Origin of the sequence: Uruburuella suis, assembly GCF_004341385.1 — a bacterium.
GTDB classification, from domain to species: domain Bacteria; phylum Pseudomonadota; class Gammaproteobacteria; order Burkholderiales; family Neisseriaceae; genus Neisseria; species Neisseria suis.
In genome coordinates this window covers 39,196-56,378 of record NZ_SLXE01000018.1, presented here as the reverse complement: position 1 = coordinate 56,378, position 17,183 = coordinate 39,196, and the positions used below count along the sequence as shown (strand labels likewise).

At 53.8% G+C, this 17,183-nt stretch carries 21 protein-coding genes; 9 read left to right on the top strand and 12 right to left on the bottom strand.

What is annotated here, in order from left to right:
* Positions 1-93: 93 nt before the first annotated feature.
* From EV680_RS07695 to gmk, 5 genes are all read right to left on the bottom strand, one after another.
* A complete protein-coding gene (locus EV680_RS07695; RefSeq protein ID WP_132954163.1) occupies positions 94-489 on the bottom strand; it encodes a hypothetical protein in 396 nt (131 codons plus the stop codon).
* 12 nt (positions 490-501) lie between these two features.
* Positions 502-714, bottom strand: coding sequence for a 30S ribosomal protein S21 (rpsU, locus tag EV680_RS07690; protein ID WP_132954162.1), 213 nt, complete (start codon positions 712-714; stop codon positions 502-504).
* Between the two features lie 374 nt (positions 715-1,088).
* Positions 1,089-3,251: a RelA/SpoT family protein gene (locus EV680_RS07685; protein WP_132954161.1), complete on the bottom strand. Its 2,163-nt coding sequence runs from the start codon at positions 3,249-3,251 to the stop codon at positions 1,089-1,091.
* A gap of 20 nt (positions 3,252-3,271) precedes the next feature.
* Positions 3,272-3,478: a DNA-directed RNA polymerase subunit omega gene (rpoZ, locus tag EV680_RS07680; protein WP_132954160.1), complete on the bottom strand. Its 207-nt coding sequence runs from the start codon at positions 3,476-3,478 to the stop codon at positions 3,272-3,274.
* Between the two features lie 50 nt (positions 3,479-3,528).
* The gene (gene gmk, locus EV680_RS07675) at positions 3,529-4,146 is read right to left on the bottom strand and encodes a guanylate kinase (protein ID WP_132954159.1); all 618 of its coding nucleotides are present in this window, start codon (positions 4,144-4,146) and stop codon (positions 3,529-3,531) included.
* 167 nt (positions 4,147-4,313) lie between these two features.
* On the opposite strand from gmk, the gene EV680_RS07670 reads away from it, so the two are divergent.
* Positions 4,314-4,886 carry an adenine phosphoribosyltransferase gene (locus EV680_RS07670; RefSeq protein ID WP_132954158.1) on the top strand — a complete coding sequence of 191 codons (573 nt, stop codon included), beginning with the start codon at positions 4,314-4,316 and terminating at the stop codon, positions 4,884-4,886.
* Between the two features lie 108 nt (positions 4,887-4,994).
* On the opposite strand, the gene EV680_RS07665 is transcribed toward EV680_RS07670, so the two are convergent.
* Together EV680_RS07665 and aroC are read right to left on the bottom strand one after the other, a co-directional pair.
* Complete coding sequence (locus EV680_RS07665) at positions 4,995-5,465, bottom strand: ProQ/FINO family protein (protein ID WP_132954157.1); 471 nt, start codon at positions 5,463-5,465, stop codon at positions 4,995-4,997.
* Between the two features lie 167 nt (positions 5,466-5,632).
* Positions 5,633-6,742 carry a chorismate synthase gene (aroC, locus tag EV680_RS07660; RefSeq protein WP_132954156.1) on the bottom strand — a complete coding sequence of 370 codons (1,110 nt, stop codon included), beginning with the start codon at positions 6,740-6,742 and terminating at the stop codon, positions 5,633-5,635.
* A gap of 204 nt (positions 6,743-6,946) precedes the next feature.
* Between aroC and EV680_RS07655 the strand changes: the two genes are divergently transcribed.
* The 3 genes from EV680_RS07655 to EV680_RS07645 all read left to right on the top strand — a co-directional run bounded on the left by EV680_RS07655 (position 6,947) and on the right by EV680_RS07645 (position 8,916).
* Positions 6,947-7,489 (top strand): carboxymuconolactone decarboxylase family protein, encoded by a 543-nt coding sequence (locus EV680_RS07655; RefSeq protein WP_132954155.1) that lies wholly within the window; start codon positions 6,947-6,949, stop codon positions 7,487-7,489.
* A 94-nt stretch (positions 7,490-7,583) separates the two neighbouring features.
* Positions 7,584-8,675 (top strand): acyl-CoA dehydrogenase family protein, encoded by a 1,092-nt coding sequence (locus EV680_RS07650; RefSeq protein ID WP_132954154.1) that lies wholly within the window; start codon positions 7,584-7,586, stop codon positions 8,673-8,675.
* Positions 8,676-8,745: 70 nt separating this feature from the next.
* Complete coding sequence (locus EV680_RS07645) at positions 8,746-8,916, top strand: rubredoxin (protein ID WP_132954153.1); 171 nt, start codon at positions 8,746-8,748, stop codon at positions 8,914-8,916.
* 318 nt (positions 8,917-9,234) lie between these two features.
* On the opposite strand, the gene EV680_RS07640 is transcribed toward EV680_RS07645, so the two are convergent.
* Together EV680_RS07640 and EV680_RS07635 are read right to left on the bottom strand one after the other, a co-directional pair.
* Complete coding sequence (locus tag EV680_RS07640; RefSeq protein ID WP_132954152.1) at positions 9,235-9,726, bottom strand: NemA protein; 492 nt, start codon at positions 9,724-9,726, stop codon at positions 9,235-9,237.
* Between the two features lie 220 nt (positions 9,727-9,946).
* Positions 9,947-10,285, bottom strand: coding sequence for a TonB family protein (locus tag EV680_RS07635; RefSeq protein ID WP_132954151.1), 339 nt, complete (start codon positions 10,283-10,285; stop codon positions 9,947-9,949).
* Between the two features lie 599 nt (positions 10,286-10,884).
* On the opposite strand from EV680_RS07635, the gene dapF reads away from it, so the two are divergent.
* From dapF to cysK, 4 genes are all read left to right on the top strand, one after another.
* The gene (gene dapF, locus EV680_RS07630; RefSeq protein ID WP_132954150.1) at positions 10,885-11,733 is read left to right on the top strand and encodes a diaminopimelate epimerase; all 849 of its coding nucleotides are present in this window, start codon (positions 10,885-10,887) and stop codon (positions 11,731-11,733) included.
* Positions 11,733-12,383 (top strand): DUF484 family protein, encoded by a 651-nt coding sequence (locus tag EV680_RS07625; RefSeq protein ID WP_132954149.1) that lies wholly within the window; start codon positions 11,733-11,735, stop codon positions 12,381-12,383. The genes dapF and EV680_RS07625 overlap by 1 nt, the downstream gene beginning before the upstream one ends.
* Positions 12,383-12,985: a hypothetical protein gene (locus EV680_RS07620; RefSeq protein ID WP_243650359.1), complete on the top strand. Its 603-nt coding sequence runs from the start codon at positions 12,383-12,385 to the stop codon at positions 12,983-12,985. Before EV680_RS07625 ends, EV680_RS07620 begins: the two co-directional genes overlap by 1 nt.
* Before the next feature lie 133 nt (positions 12,986-13,118).
* Positions 13,119-14,051, top strand: a complete 933-nt coding sequence (gene cysK / locus EV680_RS07615; RefSeq protein WP_132954147.1) for a cysteine synthase A — start codon at positions 13,119-13,121, stop codon at positions 14,049-14,051.
* A 140-nt stretch (positions 14,052-14,191) separates the two neighbouring features.
* Here the strand turns inward: cysK and EV680_RS11945 are convergent, their stop codons facing one another.
* Positions 14,192-14,479: a hypothetical protein gene (locus EV680_RS11945; protein ID WP_165870923.1), complete on the bottom strand. Its 288-nt coding sequence runs from the start codon at positions 14,477-14,479 to the stop codon at positions 14,192-14,194.
* Here EV680_RS11945 and EV680_RS07610 point away from each other — a divergent pair.
* Positions 14,478-14,957, top strand: coding sequence for a prokaryotic membrane lipolipid attachment site family protein (locus EV680_RS07610; RefSeq protein ID WP_132954146.1), 480 nt, complete (start codon positions 14,478-14,480; stop codon positions 14,955-14,957). The two genes, EV680_RS11945 and EV680_RS07610, sit on opposite strands and share 2 nt — an antisense overlap.
* 127 nt (positions 14,958-15,084) lie before the next feature.
* On the opposite strand, the gene EV680_RS07605 is transcribed toward EV680_RS07610, so the two are convergent.
* Complete coding sequence (locus tag EV680_RS07605) at positions 15,085-15,450, bottom strand: YkvA family protein (protein WP_132954145.1); 366 nt, start codon at positions 15,448-15,450, stop codon at positions 15,085-15,087.
* A gap of 484 nt (positions 15,451-15,934) precedes the next feature.
* Positions 15,935-16,912, bottom strand: coding sequence for a malate dehydrogenase (locus tag EV680_RS07600; protein WP_132954144.1), 978 nt, complete (start codon positions 16,910-16,912; stop codon positions 15,935-15,937).
* Positions 16,913-17,183: the final 271 nt, after the last annotated feature.

Here is a 17,183-nt window from a genome sequence, read left to right as displayed (position 1 = left end):
GCGACAAAAATTTTAACTTATCTGCCTTTCTTTTATCTGATTATTTTTATGACAAGTAATTGTCAGGACGCCCTAGGGTCTGTTCACATTTCATCACGCGGCAATCTTTTGGCTCAAAAACGCGCCTGCTGCGTTGAAAATGCTCGCAAGGTATTCAACCTTGCTGTGCTTTTCGCCTTGCAAACGCGCTTTTGCGCTCAAAATCTTACGCACGGATGAAATGTGAACAGCCCCTAAGCCGGCCTGATTGCTTTTCAAATCATCCGTCCGCAGCGTGTTTGTTTCAGACGGGGCAATAAAGGGTTTCAGACGGCCTTCAAGCTTATTTATGTTCATGCAAAAGCATTTAAATTTAAAATTCGAGTGCCGGCGCAAAGGCGGATTCAGCTTTTCAGCAACCGCCGCCAGTTTGGATTTCGGAACGGGTTTACTCTGTTGGAAATGGCAAAACACCGCAGGGCAGAGCCTTGCGGTGCGTGCTTCAATCATGGCAAGCCGTGATTAATACATTTTCGGCGGCAGCTGTTGGCTGCGCAGACGTTTTTGCAGGCGTTTGGAGGCAGCGGCTTTTTTGCGTTTGCGCTCGGTGGTCGGCTTTTCGTAAGCTTCACGGGCGCGCAATTCGGTGAGCAGGCCGGTTTTTTCTACGGCGCGCTTGAAACGGCGCATGGCAACTTCAAAGGGTTCGTTTTCTTTTACGCGTACAGCAGGCATGTTGTTTCCTTACAATTATCGGGGTGGGGCTGTCTGTTTCAGACGGCCTGTAAATAGTTTAGTGTGTATCGCTGGTTGCTGCAAGAGCCTGGCGGGATACGCGCCGTGATGATAAACATCACCTCCTAACAATGGCTGCGCATATGAGCGGAGCCGAAACACAAATCAGCCGGTAGCCGGCTGACGGGTAATTTTAGAATTATGCGGCTTGCTGTTTTGTTTGTCAAGAAAGGCTGCAAAAGAGGCTGCTTGGATGTGGTGTGTTTCAGACGGCCTTTTATATCAAAGCCAATAAAGATAGTGGCACGCTTTGCTTTAAAGTAGGGCAAAGCGAAACAATGCTGCGCCGGTTTAAATCGTGCCACGATAAAATATCAATTGCGGGTAACGCGGCGCACTTGCGGAATAGCATGCAGGGCGCGCACGATTTCGTTGAGTTGGTCGAGATTTTTGGTTTTGATGAAAAACTTGAATTCGATAAAGCCCTCGGTGCCGGCCTGTTTTTGCGAAGGGGTTTCCACTGATTCGATGTCGGCATTGGCTTCGGAAATGGCGCCGGCCATGGCGGCCAAAAGGCCGTGGGCATCACGCGCGCCCACGGTGATTTGGGTGCGGTAGCTGCGGTCTTGGATATCGTCCCAGCTGGCATCGAGCTGCTGCTCGGGGTCGGCTTTGAGCACGTTGGGGCAGGTGTCGCGGTGGATAATCATGCCCTGATCTTTGATGAGCACAGCGCGGATGCTGTCGCCGGGAATGGGGTTGCAGCATTGCGCCAGGTGCACACGGCCGGTTTCGTTGCCGTTGATTTTGATCGGGCTCAGTTTCACTGCATCGCCGAAATGCTCGCCGGCCAAGTTGGCAATGTGCATGGCAACAGACACGGGCAGGGTGTGGCCCATGCCGACGTTGTAGAGCACATCTTCGAATGTGGTTTGCTTGTTGTTGAGATCGGCGAGGTATTTTTCTTTGAGGCCGTCTGAAAGCAATACGTTTTGCGGCAGCAGGCTGGCCAGCGCTTTTTGCAGCAGGTTTTCGCCCAACACAATCGCGTCTTCGCGGTTCATGTTTTTGATATAGTTGCGAATGGCGCTGCGGGCGCGGCTGGATACGGCGAAATTAAGCCAGGTAACGTTGGGCTTGGCATGCTCGGAGGTGATGATTTCCACCGAGTCGCCGGTTTTGAGCTTGGTGCGCAGGGGCATCATGGTGTTGTTGATGCGCGCGGCCACGGTGCGGTTGCCGATATCGGTGTGCACGGCGTAGGCAAAATCGATGGGGGTGGCACCATCGGGCAGCACCAGAATTTTGCCTTTGGGGGTGAGGATATACACTTCGTCGGGGAATAAATCGACTTTGACATGCTCGAGAAATTCCATGGCGTTGGCGCTGCGGGCCTGCAAATCAAGAATATTTTGCAGCCATTGGTTGGTGCGCAATGTGGCTTGGTCGACGGTGTTTTCGCCGGATTTGTAAATCCAGTGGCCGGCCACGCCGCCTTCGGCCACGGCATCCATTTCGCGGGTGCGTATCTGCACCTCGATCGGCAGGCCGTAGGGGCCGACCAAAGTGGTGTGCAGGCTTTGGTAGCCGTTGCTTTTGGGGATGGCGATATAGTCTTTGATGCGGCCGGGCTTGGGCTGGTAGAGGTTGTGCAGCGCACCCAATGCGGCGTAGCAGGCGGGCACGTTGTTGACAATCACGCGAAAGCCGTAGATGTCCATCACTTCGGCAAAGCGCAGGTTTTTGGCCTGCATTTTTTGGTGGATGCTGTAGAGGTTTTTTTCGCGCCCTTTGATTTTGGCTTCGATATTGGCGCTCACAAGCCGCTGGCTGAAGGCGCGCAGCACTTTGCCGACCACGTCGCGGCGGTTGCGGCGGCTGGCTTTCATGGCTTTTTGCAGGGTTTCGTAGCGGCGCGGGTGCAGGTTTTGGAAAGACAAATCCTGCAATTCTTGATAAGCGTTGTTCAGACCAATGCGGTTGGCGATTTGGGCGTAGATTTCCAATGTTTCTTGGGCGATGCGGCGGCGTTTTTCCGGACGCATCGAGCCTAAGGTGCGCATATTGTGCAGGCGGTCGGAGAGCTTGATCACAATCACGCGGATGTCTTTGGTCATGGCCAAAATCAGCTTGCGGAAGCTCTCGGCCTGATGCTCGGCCTGATCGTTGTATTCGAGTTTTTCCAGCTTGGAGAGGCCGTCGACCATTTCGGCGATGGTTTCGCCGAATTCGGCGGCCATTTCGATTTTGGTGATGCCTGTGTCTTCCAGCACATCATGCATCACGCCCGCGCACAAGCCTTGCACATCCATGTGCCAGGCCGCCAATTGGGTGGCTACGGCCATGGGATGGGTGATGTAGGGTTCGCCGCTTTTGCGGGTTTGGCCGTTGTGGGCGTGAAAAGCGTAGGCGCAGGCTTTTTCAAGCTCGGCCTGCTCATCGGCATTCAGATAGGCGGCGGCGCGAAAAAGCAGCTCGCGCGCTTCAGCGGTGAGCGGATCGTAGGGTGCGGTGGGCGCGGGTGCGGGTGCGGGCATTCAGACGGCCTTGGGCTGCGTTACTTGCTGCGGGTGAGAATTTCAACACCGACTTGGCCGGCGGCAATTTCGCGCAGGGCGGTAACGGTGGGTTTGTTGTGGCGGATGTCGTCAACCAGCGGCGTGGTGCCGTTTTCGAGCTGGCGCGCGCGGCGTGCAGCGGTGAGGGTGAGGTCGAAATGGTTGGGGATTCTGCCGATGCAGTCTTCTACGGTGATGCGTGCCATGTGATTTTCTTTCTTAAAAATAAAGGGAATGGATGTATTGTCGCTAATTTTCAGGAATTTTCCAATAGCTGCTCGATAAATAATTGCTGCGACGATTGCTTTAATCTATAAGATTTGATGATGTGCAGCAGGTCGATTTCGGCGGCAACGAGGTCTTCGTTGACCACGACATAATCGAATAAAAAGGCTTGCTCGATTTCGTGGCGCGCTTTGCTCAGGCGCTTGGCAATGACTTCGTCGCTGTCGGTGGCGCGCCCGCGCAGGCGCTCGGCCAATATTTCAAATGAGGGCGGCAGGATGAAAATGCTGCAGGCTTCGGGGAGGCTGCGGCGCACTTGCTCTGCGCCTTGGATGTCGATTTCGAGAATCACGTCAAAACCTTGCTCGCGCAGGATATTCACGCCCTCGATGCTGGTGCCGTAATAATTGTCAAACACGCGGGCGTGCTCGAGAAAAGCGCTCTCGCCTACCAGGGTTTGGAAGCGGGCGGGGTCGACAAAGTAATAATGTTGGCCGTGTGTTTCGCCCGGACGCGGGGCGCGGGTGGTGTGCGACACCGACACGCGGATATCGGGATGGTTGTTGAGCAGGCGGGAAACCAAGGTGGTTTTGCCGGTGCCGGAGGCGGCGGAAACGATAAAAACATTGCCTTTTCTGGGCGTGTGCATGGCTGGGCGCTCGGTGGTCGGATTTATTGTTGCCCAATTATGCCACAGCCGCTTGCGTGGCGACAACGGGCGGTTTGGCGCGGCGGGAAAGTTTGCTACAATTATAAGCTGGCATCCGGCGCTTTATGCTGCCGGCACTCATGGATAGATTGTGTAAGGAAAGCGCGATGTTGTTTCACCCCGAAGTGATGGATTTGGCGGCGATGGCCGATAAAATACGCAAAGTGCCGGATTGGCCGAAAGAGGGCATTTTGTTTCATGATATTACGCCGGTTTTGCAAAGCCCGGAATATTTCCGGCTGCTGGTGGATTTGCTGGTATACCGCTATATGGGGCAGGAAATCGATGTGGTGGCGGGGCTGGATGCGCGCGGTTTTATTATCGGCGCGGCGCTGGCTTACCAGCTGAATGTGGGCTTTGTGCCCATCCGCAAAAAAGGCAAGCTGCCGTTTGATACGGTGTCGCAAAATTATGCGCTCGAATATGGCGAGGCCACGGTGGAAATCCATACCGATGCGATTCAAAAAGGCGCGCGCGTGTTGTTGGTGGATGATTTGGTGGCCACCGGCGGCACCATGCTGGCGGGCGTGGAGCTGATCCGAAAGCTCGGCGGTGATGTGGTGGAAGCGGCGGCGATTTTGGAATTCACCGATTTGCCGGGCGGGCGTAATTTGCGCGGCAAAGGCGTGCCTTTGTTTACCTTGTTTCAAAACGATGGCACGATGCCCTCGGAAATATAATGGATGATGGTGTTGATTAAAATGAATAAACCATCATGATTTTAAGATGCAAAGAGGCCGTCTGAAAGCTTTCAGACGGCCTCTTTGCTGATGTGTGCGCTGTTTATCTTATTCTGCGGGTTTGTTTTCTTCTTGAGTGGAAGCAGGTTGCTGCGCGGGCGCATCGGCGGCCTCGGTTGCATCGGCGGCCGGTGCGGCTTTGGCAGCGGCTTGGCGCTCGGCTTGTGCTGCCTGGGCTTGCTGCATCGAGGGGTGTTGTTGGGCGATGGCCTGCTCTTCGGGGGTGACTTCGCCTTTGAAGCGGTTGTTTAAATCAAAGCGTTTGCCGCCGCGGGCAAGTGCTTTCAGATAGCGGGGGCGGCGGCAATGGTTGGCGAGCACGCGGGCGATCAGGGTGGGGTCGAATTGGGGCAGGGCGGTGATTAAATCTTGGTCTATGCCCACGGCCAAAGGCTTGAAGCGCTTGAACACATCGTATTTATTGTAGATGTGGTCTGCAATCATATCGGTTTGCTTTTTCTTGCTCATGGTTTGCACGGCGGATTTCAGCGCGGCGCCCAGGGCGGTTTCTTGTGTCATTTTGTGTATCCTGTTGATAACCGGCCGCTGCGGCAGGGCATGGCCAACTTTAAGGCGGCATTGTAGTACAAAACACGGTGTTTTGGCTAAGGTTTTTACCCTGTGGCGTTTTTGGCTTTGCAGGCCGTCTGAAAAGGTTTCAGACGGCCTGCGGTTTGAAAAGGCGTTTAGCGGGCTTTAGAGGGGTGGCGTGCGATATCGGGCGTGGCCACTTTTACGTCGGCGTTTTGGGCGCGGTGGCGCAAGGCGTGATCCATCAGCACCAGCGCGAGCATGGCCTCGGCTATCGGCGCGGCGCGCAGGCCGACGCAGGGGTCGTGGCGGCCGTGGGTGGCGATTTCCACGGCTTGGCCGTTGATGTCGATAGAGCGGCGCGGTGTGGCGATGCTGCTGGTGGGCTTGATGGCGAAGTTGGCGCTGATGGTTTGGCCGGTGGAGATGCCGCCCAAGATGCCGCCGGCGTGGTTGCTCAAAAAGCCTTCGGGCGTGAGCTCGTCGCCGTGTTCACTGCCGCGCTGGGCTACGCTGGCGAAGCCCGCGCCGATTTCTACGCCTTTGACGGCGTTGATGCTCATCAGGGCGTGAGCGATGTCGGCATCGAGGCGGTCGAATACGGGCTCGCCCAAGCCCACGGGCACGTTGCGGGCTTCGACGGTGAGCTTGGCGCCCACAGAATCGAGCGATTTGCGGATGCTGTCCATGTAGTTTTCCAGCTCGTCGATCTGGCTGGCGTTGGCGGCGAAAAACGGATTGCGGCCAATGTGTTCCAAGCCTTCAAATGCAATGGCTTTTTCGCCGATTTGGGTGACGTAGGCGATGATTTCGGTGTCGAATTGTTCGCTCAGCCATTTTTTGGCAATGGCACCGGCGGCCACGCGTGCGGCGGTTTCGCGGGCGGAAGAGCGGCCGCCGCCGCGATAATCACGGGTGCCGTATTTGTGCCAATAGGTGTAGTCGGCGTGGCCGGGGCGGAATTGCTGCGCGATGTTGCCGTAGTCTTTGCTGCGCTGGTCGGTGTTGCGGATTAAGAGGGCGATCGGTGTGCCGGTAGTGCGGCCTTCAAACACGCCGGATAAAATTTCCACTTCGTCGGCTTCGCGCCGTTGGGTGACGTGGCGGCTGGTGCCCGGGCGGCGGCGGTCGAGATCGGTTTGGATGTCGGCTTCGCTGATGGAGAGCCCGGGCGGGCAGCCGTCGATGATGCAGCCGAGTGCGGGGCCGTGGCTTTCGCCGAAAGTGGTGACGGTAAAGAGTTGTCCGAATGTGTTGCCAGCCATGATGTGCAAAATAGGGAAAAAAGGAGCTTGAGTGTAGCACAAATCAATCGCTGCATGCCGCCGGATGCGATATATAACTTTTGGTTCTATCTTCAGCAAATCTTATTCTTTCCTTTTTTTGTGCCGGCTTTGTAGAATGCATGTTCCCTCATGCCGTAGTGCACAACCATATCATTAATAATATTCGAAAAATAAGGAATCATCATGGCCCGTTTGACCGTACATTCTGTTGCCACCGCTCCCGAAGCCGCCAAAGCGCGCGTGGAAGCTGCCGAGAAAAACAATGGCTTTTTGCCCAATCTGATTGGCGTGTTGGCCAATTCGCCGGCGGCATTGGCGATGTATCAAGATGTGGGTGCGCTCAATGCCACCACCAGCTTGAGCGCCGGCGAGCGCGAGGTGGTGCAGATTACTGCCGCCGTGTTAAACCAGTGCGGTTTTTGCAAAGCCGGCCACACTGCGCTTTCTACCAAGAAAAAGCTCTTGGAGCCGCAAGCGATGGAGGCCTTGCGCAATACCACGGCGCTGGACGATGCCAAGTTAAACCAATTGGCGCTGTTTACCCAATCGGTGATTGCCAACAAAGGCAATGTGGCCGACGACGAGCTGCAAGCCTTTTTTGCGGCGGGCTACAATGAGCAGCAGGCGCTGGAAGTGGTGCTGGGTGTGGCTTTGGCCACTTTGTGCAATTTTGCCAATAATCTGGCACACAATGAAATCAACCCGCAGCTGCAAGCTTATGCCTGATGTTTCAGACGGCCTTGCATGCCCATTCCAATTTGAATGGGCATCACAGCAAACAGGCCGTCTGAAACAGTTTGACCGATAAAAGGAACACTTTATGAGCAAACAAGCCGAATGGATAGATGCCGTACGCGCGCTGACCAAAACCGCGCTGCGCCCGCTGGTGGATGAAATCGACCGCAAAGGGCTGTATCCCGAAGCCTTTATGCGCGAGCTGGGCGGAATCGGCGGCTTTGCCTGCGTGGGCACTGAAGCCGAGGGCGGCAACGGCCTGGGGCTTTCGGCGCAAATCGATGTGATTCGCGCGGTAGGCGGCGAATGCGGCGCCACGGCGTTTTCGGTGTGGTGCCAAAGTGCTTGTGCCTGGTATTTGCACCAAAGCGAAAACGAGGCGGTGCGCACCCGCTATTTGGCCGATGTGCTGCAAGGCAAAGTGTTGGCCGGCACGGCGATGTCAAACACGGTGAAGCATTTGGCCGATATTGAGAAGCATTTGCTGCAGGCTGAAAAAGTGGCGGGCGGCTATGTGGTGAGCGGCTCGCTGCCGTGGGTGTCGAATATCGGCGAAGATCATGTGTGGGCGGCCACTGCGCAAATCGGCGATGGCTATGTGATGTTTATCACCGGCGGGCGCGCTGAAGGTGTGAGTTTGCAGGCTTGCCCCGAATTTTGTGCGCTGGAAGGCACGCGCACTTTCGGCGTTCGCTTTGATAAGGTGTTTGTGGCGGATGAAGATGTGCTGGCGGCACCTGAAGCATTTGCCGGCTATATCGGCCGCATCAAGGCGGGCTTTATTTTGCTGCAAATGGGCATAGGCGGCGGCATTATCGATGGCTGCCTCGGCGTGATTCGTTTGGCCGATGTGAGCGGCCGCGAAATCAACCGCTATCTCGATAATGGCTTTGATGCGCTTCAGACGGCCTTGAATCAGGCTTGGGAAGAAACCGGCCCCTTAGCCGATGCCGCTTGGCACAACCGCCCCGAATTGCTGCCCACACTGAAACTGCGCCTGGCCGCTTCTGAATTGTGTTTGGCGGCGGCGCAATCGGCTTCACTGCATGCGGGTGCTAAAGGCTATTTGATGCGCAGTCCGGCGCAGCGGCGCAACCGCGAGGCGATGTTTGTGGCCATCGTCACCCCCGCCGTCAAACATTTGCGCAAAGAAATCGCCGCGCTGGAAGCGGCTTGATAGCGCTTTCAGACGGCCTGTTGAAGTTGTTTAAAAGAAAAGGCCGTCTGAACACCATGAAAGGATAAGCATGGCACAATATATGTGCGGCCCTTGCGGCTGGATTTATGATGAAGAGCTGGGTGACCCCGAGCACGGCTTAGCGCCGGGCACGCTGTTTGCCGATATTCCCGATGATTGGCGCTGCCCGGAATGCGGCGTGGGCAAAGATGATTTTTATCTGCTCGATTTTGTGATTTGATGCGGATGTTGAAGTTAGGTATCAAGTAAACACAGGCCGTCTGAAAGCGTTCAGACGGCCTGTGTTGGTGTTGATTAATATTTGGCCTCAACCAGACGGTTGTTGCGGTAAGCAGGCCGTGGGTCGGATTCTTGAATCCGGCACTTGTTTGTAGAGTAAAGCACGCACATTGCCTTGGCCAATGGCCAAACGTCGAATTCAATAATCCGAGCTACGCGGATGCTGCCAAACTGTTTTTATTTTGTAAGCTTATTTTTTAGGATGGGCATAAAACCAATGCCGTCTGAAAGCGTTCAGACGGCATTGGTTTTGCTCTGATTAATATTTGGCATCAACCAAGCGGTTGTTGCGGTAAGTTTGCTGCTGCATCAGGTTGCCGTTGTAGGCATAAATGTTCAGCGTGCCATCGGCAGGGTGGGCGCGGAAATTCATCAGCTCATTGCGCGGCAGCACATAAGGATCGGTGCGCTTGCGGCTGTTGTCGCTGTAGAAATCCTGCACGGTGTATTCGTTGCCGCGCTTGCCGATGAGCTGGCGGTAAAAGCCGCCGGCAGCGGAAGCATTGCGCGGTTTGCCTTGCGCATCGAAATAAGTCACGATTTGCTCTTCGATGACATTAAGGCCGCTGTTGTCGTTTTGATTGCCGCTGCGGGTTTTGTCGAGGCCGACCGGAATATTGATGGAAGTGCCCAAGCCGACATGGTTGCCGATGCTGGTGCCCACACCCAGCCCCACCGACATGCCGGGCGTGCCGACCGTGCAGGCGCTCAACAGCAAAACCAAGGCGCAAGAGGGGAGGAAAGGTTTCATGAAGGCTCCTTCGTGATTCAAAATAAGAGGGTGGGCAAGCAAATGTTTTAAGTATATCGGGATTTGCACTTTTTCGGCGTTAGCGTTGGTAAAGGCTGCGGCATGTGGGCGGCATTTGCTTTGGTGCTGCACATGTGAAAAAGCACGTTCAGACGGCCTGAGCGTGCTTTTGATATATAGAGCCGAATCAAGTCTGCTTGATTTCGGTTTGAATGGAAACTTATTTCATGCTCAGCTGTGCGCCGGCTTCGGAAAATTTAATTTCTTTCACAAAGCTGAATTCGCTCGCTTCGCCATTGATGAATACGGGGCGCATAATTTGACCGTTCATCCAAGCCACGGCGGCTTTATCGATAGCTGCCGAGCCGCTGCTGCGAATCACGCGCACATTGCTGGTTTCGCCTTTGGGGCTGAGGGTGAGGCGCATGGCCACATTGCCGGTGATCGGTGCGTGAGCTTCGGAGGCTTTTTGGTAAAATTGCACATCTTGTGCGGCAGAGATGGCGGGAAGGGTGAGCAGCGCGGCGGCAGCCAGCGCAAGGGTGCGGGGGAAGTTCATGGGAAATCCTTACGTAAGTGTTTAAATAATTATTTGTAATTCAATCCGGCAATTAAATTGCTTGAATATATATTTGGTTGAATTATCATGTTTTTATGTTTGTTTATTTTGCATGAGGGGCTTTGAATGCGCAAGCAAAAAGCGCCTTAAATTTTGAAGATAATCGGTTTATTCTTTAGATAAACGGTATTTTTTTAATGGGAAAATGGATGTAAAGCAAGATGATGGGTAAGTAATAATGACAAATAAATCAAGGTTGCGATAAAAATCCATTTTAAAATAATTATTTATATAATTACCCTTGTTGCATGTTTGATGAATTGGAAGTCTTTTTCAATTAAAATATACCGTTTATCTGGAAAATGAGCCGACTATTTGATTGTTGTGTTTTGGCAACGATGGGCGCGATGGCAGGGAAAAACGGTCGGGAAATGTTTCAGACGGCCTCAAACTTATCTGCCGATATGGTGTAGAATTCAGCCTGATTGCCTACATATTTTGCGCTGCCGGATGAAATAAAAGGCCGCAAAAAAAGTAAGGCACCCACCCAAACGGCAGGCGCATCGATTTAAAAGCGCGTGCTGTTATAGAGAAAAAGCATGAAAAAACTGAAATTTACCAAGATGCACGGCTTGGGCAATGATTTTATGGTGGTTGACGGCGTGAATCAGGCGTTTGAACCGCAAGAAGCGCCGTTAACCCAATGGGCAAACCGCCATACCGGCGTGGGCTTCGATCAGCTTTTGCTGGTGGAAAAAGCCGGCGCGGCCGATGTGGATTTCCGCTACCGCATTTTCAATGCTGATGGCAGCGAAGTGGAGCAGTGTGGCAATGGTGCGCGCTGCTTTGCACGCTTTGTGGCCGATAAAGGGCTCAGCAGCAAGCAGGAAATCAGGGTGGAAACGGCGCGCGGCGTGATTGTGCCGCGGCTGCTGGATAGCGGCTTGGTTGTGGTGAATATGGGCAAGCCGCGTTTGATGCCGTCTGAAATTCCGTTTGTGCCGGCTGCCGGCGAGGCCGACGATGCGCTCACGCATATTGTGTTGGTGGGGCTCGAATCGGTGCCGCTGAGCTGTGTGAACATGGGCAATCCGCATGCGGTGTTGCTGGTGGATGATGTGGACACGGCACCGGTGGCGCGCTGGGGCGAAGCGATTGAATCGAACGAGCAATTTCCCGAGCGTGTAAACGTGGGCTTTATGCAGGTGCTGGATGAGGGGCATATCCGTTTGCGCGTGTATGAGCGCGGCGCGGGCGAAACGCAGGCTTGCGGCACCGGCGCTTGCGCCGCCGTGGTGGCGGGCGTGCGCTTGGGTTTGCTGCAGGCGGCATCGCAAATACGCGTGAGCCTGCCCGGCGGCGATTTGCATATCGAGTGGCAGCCGGGCGATGATGTGATGATGACAGGCCCCGTGCAAACGGTGTTTGAAGGTGAGTTGCAATACTGATGAACAAACAAAATGTATTGAATTTTTTAGCGGAAAATCCGGATTTTTTGGCCGAACATGCCGAAACCTTGGGCGTGCGCCTGCGTGACGACAAAGTGCGCTCGTTTGCGCAGGCTCAGCTGGCGGCGGCGCAAATCAAAGCCGATAAAATGGCAGCGCAAATGGCGCAAATGATGGCAGCTGCCGAAGCCAACCATGCCACTATGCAGCGCTTGCTGGCGTTGGATATCGCTTTGCTGCGTGCCAACACGGTGGCGCAGGCCGTGCAGGCGCTCTACCGCAGCCTGGAGCAGGATTTCGGTTTGCAGCAATACCGGCTGGTGTTGGCGGCAGAGGCTCAGAATAAGGCTAAAATCCCGCCGGCGCTGTGTGTGGCCGATGAACGGACAAAAGCCGAAATCGCAGCCATGGAGGCACCGATGTTGGGCAGCAAAATCAGCCCGGCCTTGCGCACTTTGCTGCCGGCAGATGGCAAAGTGGCGGAGAGCTTTTTGCAGCTGCCGGTGCCCATCGGCGGCCGAACCGGGGCGCTGTTGCTGGCGGCTGATGAAGATGTGGCGCGGTTTGGTGAAGATTTGCCCACCGAATGGATTGTGCGCATGGCCGAAGCCGTGGGCGCGGTGTTGTCGCGTGTGATGGGTTATCGTTGATGGTCGCCAACATCAGTTTGTGGTTTTTAGCCGCTTATATTGCCGTGTTTGTGGTGTTTGCCTATCGGGCGGGCGAATTTCAATGGCTGTGGGGCAGCGTGCTTTTGTGGCTGGGTTTTGGTGCCATCGGCGCGCGCCTGCTGCCGGGGCTGTGGGGCATCACGCATTTGAGTGCGCTTTATATGCCGCATTTTTACATTGCCTTGGCGAGCCTGTTTTTCTTGGTGCCGCGCTGGCAGAAAATGCCTGAAAAACATCGGTGGCAGCTCAGCGGCGGGCAGGCTTTTTTAAGCCTGTTTGCGCTCAGCGGCATGTTGATGAGCGTGGTGTTTGCGCTGTTGCTGGCGATGGTGTGGTATCGTTTTCCCACCGGCATCACACCTTATGTATTGCCGGCGCTGTTGCAGATGTATTTGTTTGAGCCGGTGTATTGGGTGTGTATGCAATCGGTGTTGATGCTGCTTTTTTATCTGCACCGCGTGGTGATTGAAAAGCAGCCGGCCAATTGCTTCAGCCGCCGCCAATTGCAGCTCGGTTTTTTGCTGGCGCTGTTTTTCCAGATGGCTTTCGTGGTGGGGTCGTTGCTGCGGATACGCTATTAATCAGCAAGGCCGTCTGAAAGCAGCGGCATATAACCATTGGTTTTAAGCATGTAAAGATTGGGTATTTGGCTTTCTTTGGCGCGCACGCTAAGATGCAATGGAATCAATTCGACATTAAAAGGAGCAGCTTATTATGAATATTGCACACAGCATCACCGATTTAATCGGCAACACGCCGCTGGTTGAGCTAAACCGCCTCACCGAAGGCCTGGAAGCTCGCGTGGTGGCCAAGCTGGAATTTTTCAACCCGGGTAGCAGCGTGAAAGACCGCATTGCCGTGTCTATGGTTGAAGCGGCGGAAAAGGCCGGCAAAATCCATAAAGATACCGTTATTGTGGAAGCCACCAGCGGCAATACCGGCATCGGTTTGGCGATGGTGTGTGCCGCGCGCGGCTACAAATTGGCCATCACCATGCCTGAGAGCATGAGCAAAGAGCGCCGTATGCTGCTGCGCGCTTTCGGTGCCGAGCTGATTCTCACCCCCGCAGCCGAGGGTATGGGCGGTGCGATTGCCAAAGCGCAGGCGCTGGTGGATGAGCATCCCGATATTTATTTTATGCCGCGCCAGTTTGACAACGAGGCCAACCCGCAAGTGCACCGTGAAACCACCGCCGAAGAAATTTGGCGCGACACCGATGGTCAAGTGGATATTTTCGTTTCCGGCGTGGGCACCGGCGGCACCGTGACCGGCGTGGGCGAAGTGTTGAAATCAAGAAAACCGGGCGTGGAAATTGTGGCGGTGGAGCCGGAAGCTTCGCCGGTGTTGAGCGGCGGCGAAAAAGGGCCGCACCCGATTCAGGGCATAGGCGCGGGCTTTGTGCCCACGGTGCTGAACACGAAAATCTACGACAGCATCATCAAAGTGCCCAATGAAGCGGCTTTTGCCACCGCCCGTGCCATGGCTGAAAAAGAAGGTGTGCTGGTGGGCATTTCTTCGGGCGCTGCCGTGTGGAGCGCGCTAGAGTTGGCTAAAAAGCCGGAAAACAAAGGCAAATTGATTGTGGTGCTGATTCCTTCTTACGGCGAGCGCTATCTTTCTACGCCGCTGTTTGCCGATTTGGTGTAAACCTTATTTATCCGATTTACCCGTAAAAGGCCGTTTCATACCAATCCAAAAAAATAACCTAACTTCGTTGTCTCGCCTTGCCGTACTAGTTGTACTGTCTGCGGCTCGCCGCCTTGTTAGCTTACTTTTTTGAATTGGTATCAGACGGCCTTTTGTTTGGCTTGTGGTTTTAGGGTTTGTTTACATTTCATTACGCGGCAATGCTGGCTCAAAAATGCGCCTGCTGTGTTGAAAATGCTCGCCAGATATTCAACCTTGCTGCGCTTTTTACCTTGCAAGTACGCTTTTGCCCTCATAAACGAAATGTCAGGACGCTCTGGCGGCATACCGTTGGTAGGATTTGACGGCAAAGTACCCGATCGTGCTGGAAATCGCCACGCTTGTTTGGTAGTATTGGGGCTTCGATAAATCTGATGATAAAGCGCCATGAAAAAGCATATTCCCCTTTTATTTGTAATGGCGGCACTGAGCGGTTGCAGCTCGGTTTACCTGCCGACACTGAAAGAAGTGCCCGTACGCCCGACCAACGTGGAAACCGGCAGCGCCCAATATCGCCTGGCCGCCAATCACTGGACAGATGTGTCGAAAATCCGTGATGAAGCCACTCGGCTGAGCTATCAGGTGAGCCAAGGCAAAATCACCAAAGTGCAGGCGGCGCAATATTTAAACCGCTACCGCATCCAATTGGTGGGCCGCAATACGGTGGACGACAGCATGTATGAAGTGTATCTGCGCTCCGCGGTCGACAGCCAACGCGGTGAAATCACCACCGAGCAATCGAAGCTTTACATCCAAAATGCGCTCAAGGGCTGGCAGCAACGCTGGCCGAATATGCGCAGCAAGCCGGCTAATCCGGCGTTTACCAACTTCCTGATGGAAGTGATGGACATGAAGCCGTTGCAATAATGCAATGCGCTTATCAAACATCAGGCCGTCTGAAAGCTTTCAGACGGCCTGATGTTTGATGTTTGTTTGAAACAAAGTGCTTTGGCTGGTTGCCTGCGTATCAGCAAGCGCTGTGGGGCGGTTGCGTTTATTTACGCAACAATTTTTCGGTGGCTGCGCGGGCGCGCATTTTGATTTCTTCTGTCATATAACTTTTCATTTGCGAATAAACCAGCGCAATCACCGCGATATCATCGGTGAAACCAAGTGGCCCGAGTAAATCAGGAATGCTGTCGATGGGGCTGAAAAAATAAACCAACGCGCCCAAAATAATCATTTTTGCGCGTTTGGGTGTGGCAGGTTCTTTAAACAGAAAATAAAGGGCATACAGCTGGCGCACGGCCGGTGCGCCCAAGCGGCCGGCAAAGCGGACGAGTTTTTTTAAAAAGCCGTCTTCATCCAGCTTTTTGCGGCGAAACTCGGGTATAAAATCTTCAGGAGCGGGCTTGCTCATGGTGCTGTCCTTTTAAATGGATGAAAGCATGTTCAAACGATTATAAAATGAAGGGGCGGCGGGCTGATTTCAAGGGCATGGCCGCGGGTTTGTTGTGCAAAGAAGCGTAAGGGGTCGGCCTGCCCGAATTTATTTGCGCTGCTAATGTCAAACAGAGGCCGTCTGAAACGTTTCAGACGGCCTCTGTTTGACATATTTATATCGGTATAATACTAAATCTAAAAAATAACCCAACTGCGTTGTTTCGCTTTGCTGTATGTGTGTACTGTCCGTGGCTCGCCGCTTTGCTGTCTTATACCAATCCAAAAAGATAACCTAACTTCGTTGGTTCGCCTTGCCGTGCTATCTGTACTGTCGTAGGCTTCCGCCTTGTTAGCTTACTTTTTTGAATTGGTATTATTTTTTTAGGTTTGGTTCAAGGCTGATTGCTATTTTTGACGTAACAAAACGCCCGCATCAAGCGGGCGTTTGTGTGGGTGGCAGCTTACAGCAGGTGGGCGACACCGGCTTTTTCTTCTTCTAACTCTTGCAAGGTGATGTTGATGCGTTCGCGGCTGAAGTCGTCGATTTCCAAACCTTCAACCAATTTGTATTCGCCGTTTTCGCAAGTTACCGGAAAGCCGAACATGGTTTCTTCCGGAATGCCGTAAGCGCCGTCGGAAGGAATGCCCATGGTCACCCATTTGCCATCGGTGCCCAGCCACCAGTCGTGAATATGATCGATGGCGGCATTGGCAGCCGAAGCGGCTGAAGAGAGGCCGCGTGCCTCGATAATGGCGGCGCCGCGCTTGCCCACGGTGGGCAGAAACACGTTGGCGTTCCAATCTTGATCATTAATCAAATCTTTTACTTTTTGGCCGTTCACAGTAGCAAAGCGGTAGTCGGCATACATGGTGGGCGAGTGGTTGCCCCATACGCACAGTTTTTCAATGTCGCTGACGGCTGTGCCGGTTTTCTCGGCCACTTGGCTCAAGGCGCGGTTGTGATCCAGGCGCAGCATGGCGGTGAAGTTTTTGGCAGGCAGGTCGGGGGCGGATTTCATGGCGATATAGGCATTGGTGTTGGCCGGATTGCCCACCACCAGCACTTTGACATTGCGGTCGGCCACTTTGTTCAGTGCGGCACCTTGCACGGTGAAGATTTCAGCGTTGGCCTGCAACAAATCAGCGCGTTCCATGCCTTTGCTGCGCGGGCGCGAGCCCACCAAAATGGCCACTTGGGCATCTTTAAAGGCTTCTTCGGGGTTATCGGTGGTAAACATGCCGGCCAGGAGCGGGAACGCGCAATCTTGCAGCTCCATCATCACGCCTTTTACCGCAGTTTGTGCGTGCGGCAAATCGAGCAATTGCAGAATAACGGGCTGGTCTTTGCCCAGCATTTCACCGCTGGCAATACGGAACAATAAGGCATAACCAATTTGGCCTGCTGCGCCGGTAACGGCTACGCGTACGGGTGATTTCATATCCAAAACTCTCCTGGTAATTTTGTTAAGGTGGTGAGGCCGCTGAGGGCGAAAATATATTACTGATTCACCTGGATTTTGAGGTGCGATGTTGGATATTTCCGCGCCTTTCGGGCTGTACGGCATTATATTGAATTTGTTTCACTATAATTGGCTTTTTGATGTGTTTTGTAAACCGTGCCGTGACAGCCTGTATCATACCAAATTTATCTCTTGTAGCAATATTATTTTGTAGCCGGCTGAAACTTTGTGGCCGTCTGAAAATAAAATG